This is a genomic window from Actinosynnema sp. NPDC023658, assembly GCF_040639995.1.
Classification (GTDB): domain Bacteria; phylum Actinomycetota; class Actinomycetes; order Mycobacteriales; family Pseudonocardiaceae; genus Actinosynnema.
This window is the reverse complement of the sequence record NZ_JBFAAX010000071.1, coordinates 11,698-20,260: the sequence shown is the minus strand read 5'-3', so window position 1 is coordinate 20,260 and position 8,563 is coordinate 11,698. Positions and strand designations below refer to the sequence as shown.

At 72.3% G+C, this 8,563-nt stretch carries 7 protein-coding genes and 1 pseudogene; 7 read left to right on the top strand and 1 reads right to left on the bottom strand.

Going from position 1 to position 8,563, the window contains the following annotated elements; genetic code table 11:
• From AB0G02_RS11775 to AB0G02_RS11755, 5 genes and pseudogenes are all read left to right on the top strand, one after another.
• Positions 1-211 (top strand): annotated as a pseudogene (locus AB0G02_RS11775) (secretion system protein); the annotation flags it as partial.
• A gap of 28 nt (positions 212-239) precedes the next feature.
• Entirely contained in the window at positions 240-416 is a 177-nt protein-coding gene (locus AB0G02_RS11770; protein WP_360792753.1) for a DUF4244 domain-containing protein, read from the top strand.
• Entirely contained in the window at positions 413-853 is a 441-nt protein-coding gene (locus AB0G02_RS11765) for a TadE family type IV pilus minor pilin (RefSeq protein ID WP_360792751.1), read from the top strand. Before AB0G02_RS11770 ends, AB0G02_RS11765 begins: the two co-directional genes overlap by 4 nt.
• Before the next feature lie 525 nt (positions 854-1,378).
• Positions 1,379-1,813 (top strand): Rv3654c family TadE-like protein, encoded by a 435-nt coding sequence (locus AB0G02_RS11760; protein WP_360792757.1) that lies wholly within the window; start codon positions 1,379-1,381, stop codon positions 1,811-1,813.
• 269 nt (positions 1,814-2,082) lie between these two features.
• Positions 2,083-2,715 (top strand): bifunctional DNA primase/polymerase, encoded by a 633-nt coding sequence (locus AB0G02_RS11755; RefSeq protein WP_360792749.1) that lies wholly within the window; start codon positions 2,083-2,085, stop codon positions 2,713-2,715.
• Here the strand turns inward: AB0G02_RS11755 and AB0G02_RS11750 are convergent.
• Positions 2,685-5,108, bottom strand: coding sequence for a DEAD/DEAH box helicase (locus AB0G02_RS11750; RefSeq protein ID WP_360792755.1), 2,424 nt, complete (start codon positions 5,106-5,108; stop codon positions 2,685-2,687). The genes AB0G02_RS11755 and AB0G02_RS11750 overlap by 31 nt on opposite strands.
• 227 nt (positions 5,109-5,335) lie before the next feature.
• Here AB0G02_RS11750 and AB0G02_RS11745 point away from each other — a divergent pair, with 227 nt between their 5' ends.
• Together AB0G02_RS11745 and AB0G02_RS11740 are read left to right on the top strand one after the other, a co-directional pair.
• Complete coding sequence (locus AB0G02_RS11745; RefSeq protein ID WP_360792747.1) at positions 5,336-7,630, top strand: sodium-translocating pyrophosphatase; 2,295 nt, start codon at positions 5,336-5,338, stop codon at positions 7,628-7,630.
• Positions 7,631-7,801: 171 nt separating this feature from the next.
• Positions 7,802-8,389 carry a hypothetical protein gene (locus AB0G02_RS11740; protein ID WP_360792745.1) on the top strand — a complete coding sequence of 196 codons (588 nt, stop codon included), beginning with the start codon at positions 7,802-7,804 and terminating at the stop codon, positions 8,387-8,389.
• Positions 8,390-8,563: the final 174 nt, after the last annotated feature.

Here is an 8,563-nt window from a genome sequence, read left to right as displayed (position 1 = left end):
GGCCCGGTCGGGCGCGGCACTGGCCGGTGCCGCGGCGGACCTGGCGACGGAGGCGCGGGCGAAGGTGGCCGACCAGGCCGAGGCACGGGCACAACGCGCCGCCGTGCTCGTGGCGGGGCCGCTGGCGCTGTGCTTCCTGCCCGCGTTCCTGTGCCTGGGCGTCGTGCCGGTGGTGATCGGCATCGTCAGCGGCGTGAGCGGTAACTGGTGACAGTCCACAGTAGATGGAGGAGTGGAAGATGTTGGTCGGCAGGGCAAAGGTGTTGGACGACAGCGGGATGTCCACGGTGGAGTACGCGATCGGCACGCTCGCCGCCGCCGCGTTCGGACTGCTCCTGTACTCGCTGCTGAGCGGCGGCTGGGCGCTGGGCTTCCTCCAGGACTTGCTGCAACGGGCGTTCACGGTGGACGTGTGAGGCGCGGCCGGAGCGTGCCGGGCGACGACCGAAGTGCGCTCAGGGACGACGGGGGCGTGCTCGGGGACGACCGGGGCGGGGTGACGGTCGAAGCGGCGGTGGCGGTCTGCGGGTTGGTCGCCGTCCTGGCGCTGGGCGTCGCCGCCGTGATGGCGGTCGTCGGGCAGGTGCGGTGCACCGACGCGGCGCGTGAAGCCGCCCGGCTGGTCGCCCGCGGTGACGACGCACGCGTGCAGGGCGTGGTCGAGGCGATCGCGCCGCAAGGGGCCCGATGGACCGTTCACCGGGAAGGGGACACGGCCTCGGTGGAGGTCGCCATCTCGCGCCTGGGCGTCGACCTCCGGGCCCGCGCCTACGCGGTGCTGGAGCCGGGGGTGGGGAACGGGAACGGGAACCAGCCGGCCGGCGGTGGGGAGGAGGACGCGGTGGTCCCGTGAGGCCGAGGCCGCGACCTGGTGTGGCGGCCACGCGGTCGGGCCGTGACGCGACCGGGCGGTCGGGCCGGGACAGGGTCGAGCGGCGAGGCGGTGGGACTGAGGGGCGGTGGGGCGGTGATGCGGTCGGGAGGCGATGCGGTGGGGCCGTGACGCCGCCGGGCGGCGCGATGCGGTCGGGCAGCGACGCGGTGCGGTGGGCCGTGATGCGGTGGGCGGCGATGCGGTGGGGCAGCGACGCGGTGGGCGGTGAGGCGAGAGCCCGAGGCCGGTGGCGAGGAGGAGGGCTGGCGGGGGCGGGCAGGCGGGGCGGGGAGGCGGACACGGCGGGCGGCCGGGTCGGAGAGGAGGAGGTGCGGCCGCGGGCGGAGGTGGAGTGCGGGCAGGGGTGGGAGCGCGAGCGCGGGTGCGGGCAGGCACGGGGACGGAAGCGCGAATGCGGGTTCGAGCGGAGACGGAGACGGGAGCGCGAATGCGGGTGCGAGCGGAGATGGGGACGTGAGCGCGGACGGGGCAGCAGAGGCGGGGATGGGGGCGCGAGCAGGAGTGGCAGGGGCGGCAGGGGTGGAGAGGGGTGAGGGCGTGGGGTTGGAGCGGGGAGGGAGGGGTGCAGGGGGTCGGAGGCGGGTGTTGGGTGAGCGGGGTGCGGCTTCGGTGGTCGCGGTCGCCGTAGGGGCGGTGTGGTTCGGGGTGGTGGTGGTCGGGGTGCACGTCGGGGAGGCCGTGGTGGCTCGGCACCGGTTGGGTGCGGCGGCTGATCTCGGTGCGTTGGCGGCGGCGGGGGAGGTGGCTTCCGGGGTGGCGCACGCCTGCTCGCGGGCCGAGTGGGTCGTCGCGCGGATGGGCGGTCGGATGACCGCGTGCCTGGTAGAGGGGTGGGAGGTGACCGTGAGGGTGTCCGGCGAGGCCACGGTGTTCGGCACGCCCAGCGCCCGTGCCCGCGCAGGTCCGGCCGAAACCTGACCCCTACCCCACGCGACGAACGGTCGTCCATCGGCGGTGAGCGGACTCACACGACCGCAGATCCGCGGCTTCAACCGGAACCAACGGCTGGTGGTCGGTTCTGCCGCTCGTCCCCGCCCACCGCGTTCGCCGTGCCACAACGACCAGTTGCCGACAGCCGGTTACCAAAACCCCCGGTCATGTCGTTAGTTCAAGTGGTGGCACCGACACGGTGTCGACGAGCACGCGACACGGTGTCGTGGACGCGCAACGCAGGAGGCGAACGAAAGATGGAGTGGTCGGATAGCTGGCGCGGGGCCTTCCGCATCGAGCTGCGCGCGGAGGCGGTCAACCTCGCGTGGCACGGGTGGCCTGTGCTGCCGGGCACCTATCCGGCGGGTGAGCAGTGGGCCGGGCGTGACGGCGTCGAGGACGACGGACCCATCCCGGTGCACCACGACTGGCAGGAACGGATCGGCACCAAGGCGGAGCAGGTCGCCACCTGGTGGGCCGGCCACTCCTACAGCATCCTGCTGGCCACCGGTCACGGCGTGGACGCCATCGAGGTCGGCGCCGACCTCGGCCGCCGGGCGGCGGTGGAGCTGCGCGCCACCGGCATCCCCGTCCCGATCGTGGCGACCCCCGAGGGCCGCTGGATGTTCCTGGTCGCCTCCGGCGGCACCGTGATCACCGACGCCGACGTCAAGCACTACGGCCGGGGCGAGTACGTCCCGCTGCCGCCGAGCCCGGCCCAGGTCGGCGTCGTGCACTGGCGGGTCAAGCCGCAGATCTGCGCGTGGCAGCTGCCGCACGCGGACGTGGTGCGCGAGGCACTGGTCCAGGCCGCCGACAGCGTCGGCGTCACCGACCGTGCCGCAGGCAGCGTCGCGGGCTACGGCCTGGTCGCCGCCGACCGATCCTGACCGACGTGGCCGTGCCGGGCGTCGTGTCGTCTCTCCCCGACAACCCCGAGCACGACGTCCAGCACGGCCACACCGCCCGCCTTGTCCAGCGGATCGTTGCCGTTCCCGCACTTCGGCGACTGCACGCAGGACGGGCACCCGGCCGGACACGCGCAAGCCGCGATGGCCTCCCTAGTAGCGACCAACCACGGGACTACCGCGTTGAACCCGCGGTCGGCGAACCCGGCTCCTCCGGGATGACCGTCGTGCACGAACACCGTCGCCTCCCCGGTGTCCTGGTGCAGGGCGGTCGAGACTCCGCCGATGTCCCAGCGGTCACAGGTCGCGAAGAGCGGTAGCAGGCCGATCGCCGCGTGTTCGGCGGCATGCAGTGCGCCGGGGATGCGCGCCGGAGCCAGACCGGCGCCCCCCGGCGCACTGCCCGACGGCGCAGAGCCCAACAACTCGGCCGAGACCGTGTACCAGACCGCCCGCGTCACCAACGTCTGCGCGGGCAGCGCCAGCGGCACCGAGTCGATCACCTGACCGGACGGCAGCTTCCGCAGGTAGCCGACGACCTGCGAGGTCACCTCGACCTCGCCCAGGCACACCGTCACCCCGTCGAAGTCCCGCCGCTCCAGCTCCCGCACCACCGAGATGTCCTTGGTGTCACGGGCCGTCGTCGACCAGTCCGGCTTCTCCGCGTGCACCAGCGCCAGGCCGCTGTCCAGGTCCAGCTCGTCCACCACGTACGACTCGCCCTGGTGCAGGTAGACCGCCCCCGAGTGCACCTGCCAGCACGCCGAACCGTGGTCGACGGTGCCCAGCATCCGCCCGGAGTCGGCCTCCACCACCACGACCTGCTCGCCGCCGGACCCGCGGATGTCCACCTCGGCGTGCGGCCGGTCGTGCGACGTCCAGTACCAGCCGTTCGGCCGGCGCCGCAGCACCCGCCGCGCCACCATGTCCTCGACCACGGCCAGCGCCGCGTCACCGCCGAACGAGGCCAGCGACTCGGTCGTGAGCGGCAGCTCGGCCGCCGCGCAGGCCAGCTGCGGCTCCAGCACGTACGGGTTCGTCGGGTCCAGCACCGTCGCCTCGACCGGCTTGTCCAGCACCGCCGACGGGTTGTGCACGAGGTAGGTGTCCAGCGGGTCGTCCCGCGCCACGAACACCACCAGCGCGTCGGTGTCCTGCGTCCGCCCCGCCCGCCCGGCCTGCTGCCAGAACGACGCCAGCGTGCCGGGGAAACCGGCCACCACCACGGCGTCCAGCCCCACGATGTCGACGCCCAGCTCCAGCGCGTTCGTCGTCGCCACGCCCAGCAGCTCGCCCGACGACACCGCCCGCTCCAGCGCCCGCCGCTCCTCCGGCAGGTACCCGCCGCGGTAGGCGGCGACCCGGGCGGCCAGCGACGGGTCGACCTCCGACAGCACCCGCCGCGCGCCCAGCGCCGTCAGCTCCGCGCCCACCCGCGACCGCACGAACGCCAACGACCGCGCGCCCTCCACGACCAGGTCGGCCAGGATTCGCGCCGTCTCCGCGCCCGCCGACCGGCGCACCGGCGCACCGTTCTCGCCCTCCAGCTCGTCCAGCAGCGGCGGTTCCCACAGCGCCACCGTGCGCCCGGCGCGCGGCGACCCGTCCTCCGTCACCGCCGCGACGTCCGCGCCCAGCAGCGCCGAGGCCGACGCCCCCGGGTCGGCCACCGTCGCGGACGCCAGCACGAACACCGGGTCCGCGCCGTACCGCTGGGCGACCCGCCGCAGCCGTCGCAACAACAACGCCACGTGCGATCCGAAAACGCCCCGGTACGCGTGGCACTCGTCGACCACCACGTACGACAGCCGGCGCAGGAACCTGATCCACCTGGCGTGGTTCGGCAGCACCCCGCGGTGCAGCATGTCGGGGTTGCTGAACACCCAGTTGGCGTGCGCGCGCACCCAATCCCGCTCGGCCATCGGGGTGTCGCCGTCGAACGACGCGGCGCGCACCCCCGACACGCCCAGGGCGGTCACCGATCTCAACTGGTCCGCGCCCAACGCCTTCGTCGGTGAGAGGTACAGAGCTGTTGCCTTCGGATCAACTGTCAACGCGCTCAGCACCGGCAATTGGTACGCCAGCGACTTGCCCGAAGCCGTGCCCGTCGCCACCACGACGTGTGATCCCGACCACGCCAGCTCCGCCGCTTCGGCCTGGTGCCGCCACGGCTGCGCGACACCGCGCTCCACCAGCGCGGACACGATCGGGGACGGCGTCCACGACGGCCACGGAACGGGTTGAGCGGGGCGCGCGGGCTGGTGTTCCGTGTGCGTCAACGGCGATTCGCCGGTCGGAACACCGGCGAGGACCCGGTCCAGCAAACGACGTCCCTGGTTCGCCACGGGGCGCAGCTTCGCACACACGGGCGACATCACGGAGCGCGCCGGAAGGGAGACAACGCAGCCTGCGCGGATAACGGTGTGTGCACGGAACGGGACTCGTCGTTGCCTGGTTGCGCACTATGAATAGACTCCGCCGCTATCGCATCCAATGAGGGGTGCATCACGTTGTGTCGGGGCTGACAGTCGCGTGAGTGACCCGCCTCACAGCAGCGGGGTGGCCCTGACATTGGGCTTGGAAAAACTCACCAGGAGGACGGATGTCCCGGCAATTCCTCGCGGAGGGCCTACAGCTCTCCGGAGGTGATCGCGGCCTCGTGGCCGTGGTCGCCGTGGTCGCCCTGGCTGCCCTGGCCGTGGGCTACGTGCTGCTCCGGGAGGTGCTGGCCACGGGCCAGGGCACCTCCAAGATGCAGGACATCGCCAAGGCGGTCCAAGAGGGCGCAGCGGCCTACCTCAACCGGCAGTTCCGAACGCTCGGCATCTTCGTCGTCATCGTGTTCGTGCTGCTGTTCGCGCTGCCCGCCGAGGACATCGGTGAACGGATCGGCAGGTCGCTGTTCTTCCTCGTCGGCGCCGGCTTCTCCGCCACCATCGGCTACCTCGGCATGTGGCTGTCGACCCGCGCCAACGTGCGCGTCGCCGCCGCCGCCAGGGAGACCGGCGGCCGTGAGAAGGCGATGCGGATCGCGTTCCGCACCGGCGGCGTGGTCGGCATGTTCACCGTGGGCCTCGGCCTGTTCGGCGCGGCCCTGGTCGTGTTCGTCTACGTGGGCCAGGCGCCCCGCGTGCTGGAGGGCTTCGGCTTCGGCGCCGCGCTGCTCGCCATGTTCATGCGGGTCGGCGGCGGCATCTTCACCAAGGCCGCCGACGTCGGCGCGGACCTGGTCGGCAAGGTCGAGCAGGGCATCCCCGAGGACGACCCGCGCAACGCGGCCACCATCGCGGACAACGTGGGCGACAACGTCGGTGACTGCGCCGGCATGGCGGCCGACCTGTTCGAGTCCTACGCCGTCACCCTGGTGGCGTCGCTCATCCTCGGCACCGCCGCGTTCGGCGCGCAGGGGCTGCTGTTCCCGCTGATCGTGCCCGCCATCGGCGTGATCACCGCCGTCATCGGCGTGTACATCACCAGGGCGCGCACCGGCGAGAACGGCCTCGCGGCGATCAACCGCTCGTTCTACATCTCGGCGGTCATCTCGGCGGTGCTGTGCACGATCGCGGCGTTCGTCTACCTGCCGACCTCGTTCGCGGGCCTCAACCTCGCGGGCGCGACCACGGACGCGAGCACCAAGGGCAACCCCGCGATGATCGCCGCCATCGCGGTCATCATCGGCATCGCCCTGGCCGGCGTCATCCTCTGGCTGACCGGCTACTTCACCGGCACCGAGCACAAGCCGGTCAAGGAGGTCGGCCGCACCTCGCTCACCGGCGCGGCGACCGTCATCCTGTCCGGCATCTCGGTCGGCTTCGAGTCGGCCGTGTACACCGCGCTGGTCATCGGTGGCGCGGTCTACGGCGCGTTCCTGCTGTCCGGCTCCGCGATCGTGGCGCTGTTCGCGGTCGCGCTGGCCGGTTGCGGCCTGCTGACCACGGTCGGCGTCATCGTGGCCATGGACACCTTCGGCCCGGTCTCCGACAACGCGCAGGGCATCGCGGAGATGTCCGGCGACGTGGACGGCGAGGGCGCGCAGATCCTCACCGAGCTGGACGCGGTGGGCAACACCACCAAGGCCATCACCAAGGGCATCGCCATCGCCACCGCCGTGCTGGCGGCGACCGCGCTGTTCGGCTCCTACAAGGACGCGATCGACAAGGCGCTGGCCGACGTCGGCAGCAAGTTCGAGGACGGCGACTTCGTCGCGTTCGCGCCGAACGTGCTCGTCGGTCTGCTCATCGGCGCGGCCGTGGTGTTCATGTTCTCCGGTCTCGCGGTCAACGCGGTGACCCGCGCGGCGGGCGCGATCGTGTTCGAGGTGCGCCGCCAGTTCCGCGAGAACCCCGGCATCATGGACGGCACGGTCAAGCCGGAGTACGGCAAGGTCGTCGACATCTGCACGAAGGACTCGCTGCGCGAGCTGGCCACCCCCGGCCTGCTCGCGGTGCTGGCGCCGATCGCGGTCGGCTTCGGACTCGGCGTCGGTCCGCTGGCCGGGTACCTGGCCGGCGCGATCGCCACCGGCACGCTGATGGCGGTGTTCCTGGCCAACTCCGGTGGCGCCTGGGACAACGCGAAGAAGCTGGTCGAGGACGGCAACCACGGCGGCAAGGGCTCCGACGCCCACGCCGCGACCGTCATCGGTGACACGGTGGGCGACCCGTTCAAGGACACCGCCGGTCCGGCCATCAACCCGCTGATCAAGGTCATGAACCTGGTCTCGGTGCTGATCGCGCCCGCGATCGTCACGTTCTCCGTCGGCGCGGACGCGTCGGCCGGGATCCGCTACACGGTCGCCGTCGTGGCCGTGGTGGGCATCGTGGCGGCGGTCGTCGTGTCCAAGCGGCGCGGCACGGCCATCGCGGACACCCCGGCGGAGGCCACCACCAACGCCTGATCGTCCGGTCGAGGGCGGGGTGCCGAGTCGGGGCACCCCGCCCTCGCACGTCCGGGGCAGGTCGGCGGGCGCGTGGGCGGTGCGCGTTCCGGCATGCGGGCCGACCCGGGTGGGTGCGCCCGGATGGGGGCACACTGTCCGGTGACGCCTAGCACCGTTGGGAGCACCCTGATGAGACTGATTCCGCTGCTCGCCTCGGCCGCCGTGGTCGTGGCGGTCGCCGGCTGCGGGTCCGGGTCCGGTGGTGGCTCCAGCACGCCCACGTCGTCCTCGGCGCCGTCCGACGAGGCGGCGGTGGCGTACATGGACAAGGTCTGCACGGCGACCGCGGCGTTCACCACCACGCCCAAGACGCCCCCGCAGCTCGACGCCAACGACCCGGCGAAGCTCAAGGCCGACATGGGCACGTACATGGGTCAGATGGCCGACTCGTTCAACCAGACCGCGACCAAGCTGCGCGAGGTCGGCCCCTCGCCGGTGGCGGGCGGTGACGAGCAGGTCGAGCAGATGGCGGTGACGTTCGCCGGCATCGCGAAGAACTTCACCGACGCCAAGGCCGCCATCGAGGCCGCGGACGCCAACGACCCCGTGGGCGGGTTGCAGGCCGCCGGTGAGGCCATCACCCGCCTGGATGATTTCGTCGCGCCGCTGAAGCAGCTGGAGGCGTCGCCGGAGCTGTCGGCGGCGGCCGAGAAGGCGCCTGCCTGCCAGGACCTGCGGACGCTGAGGCCGTCCGAGTCGGCCTCACCCACCTCGTAGTAGGTTGCCCCCTCGTCTTTTCTCGCGAATTGGGGGCTTTTGTGAAGAATCGCGTCGCACTCGCGGTCGTGTTTGCCCCCGCGGGTGGAAACCCCCCCCGCGGGGGGGGCGCGGAGTCGGCGAAAAAAAACCCACGGTCCTACACCACCACCAAAAAAACAACACCGCCGGACC

What these genes read in the sequence shown, in the direction of transcription:
- AB0G02_RS11770 (WP_360792753.1), top strand. Translation starts at nt 240, where the DNA reads ATGTTGGTCGGCAGGGCAAAGGTGTTGGACGACAGCGGGATGTCCACG.
- AB0G02_RS11760 (WP_360792757.1), top strand. Translation starts at nt 1,379, where the DNA reads ATGGGGGCGCGAGCAGGAGTGGCAGGGGCGGCAGGGGTGGAGAGGGGT.
- AB0G02_RS11755 (WP_360792749.1), top strand. Translation starts at nt 2,083, where the DNA reads ATGGAGTGGTCGGATAGCTGGCGCGGGGCCTTCCGCATCGAGCTGCGC.
- AB0G02_RS11750 (WP_360792755.1), bottom strand. Translation starts at nt 5,108, where the DNA reads ATGTCGCCCGTGTGTGCGAAGCTGCGCCCCGTGGCGAACCAGGGACGT.
- AB0G02_RS11745 (WP_360792747.1), top strand. Translation starts at nt 5,336, where the DNA reads ATGTCCCGGCAATTCCTCGCGGAGGGCCTACAGCTCTCCGGAGGTGAT.
- AB0G02_RS11740 (WP_360792745.1), top strand. Translation starts at nt 7,802, where the DNA reads ATGAGACTGATTCCGCTGCTCGCCTCGGCCGCCGTGGTCGTGGCGGTC.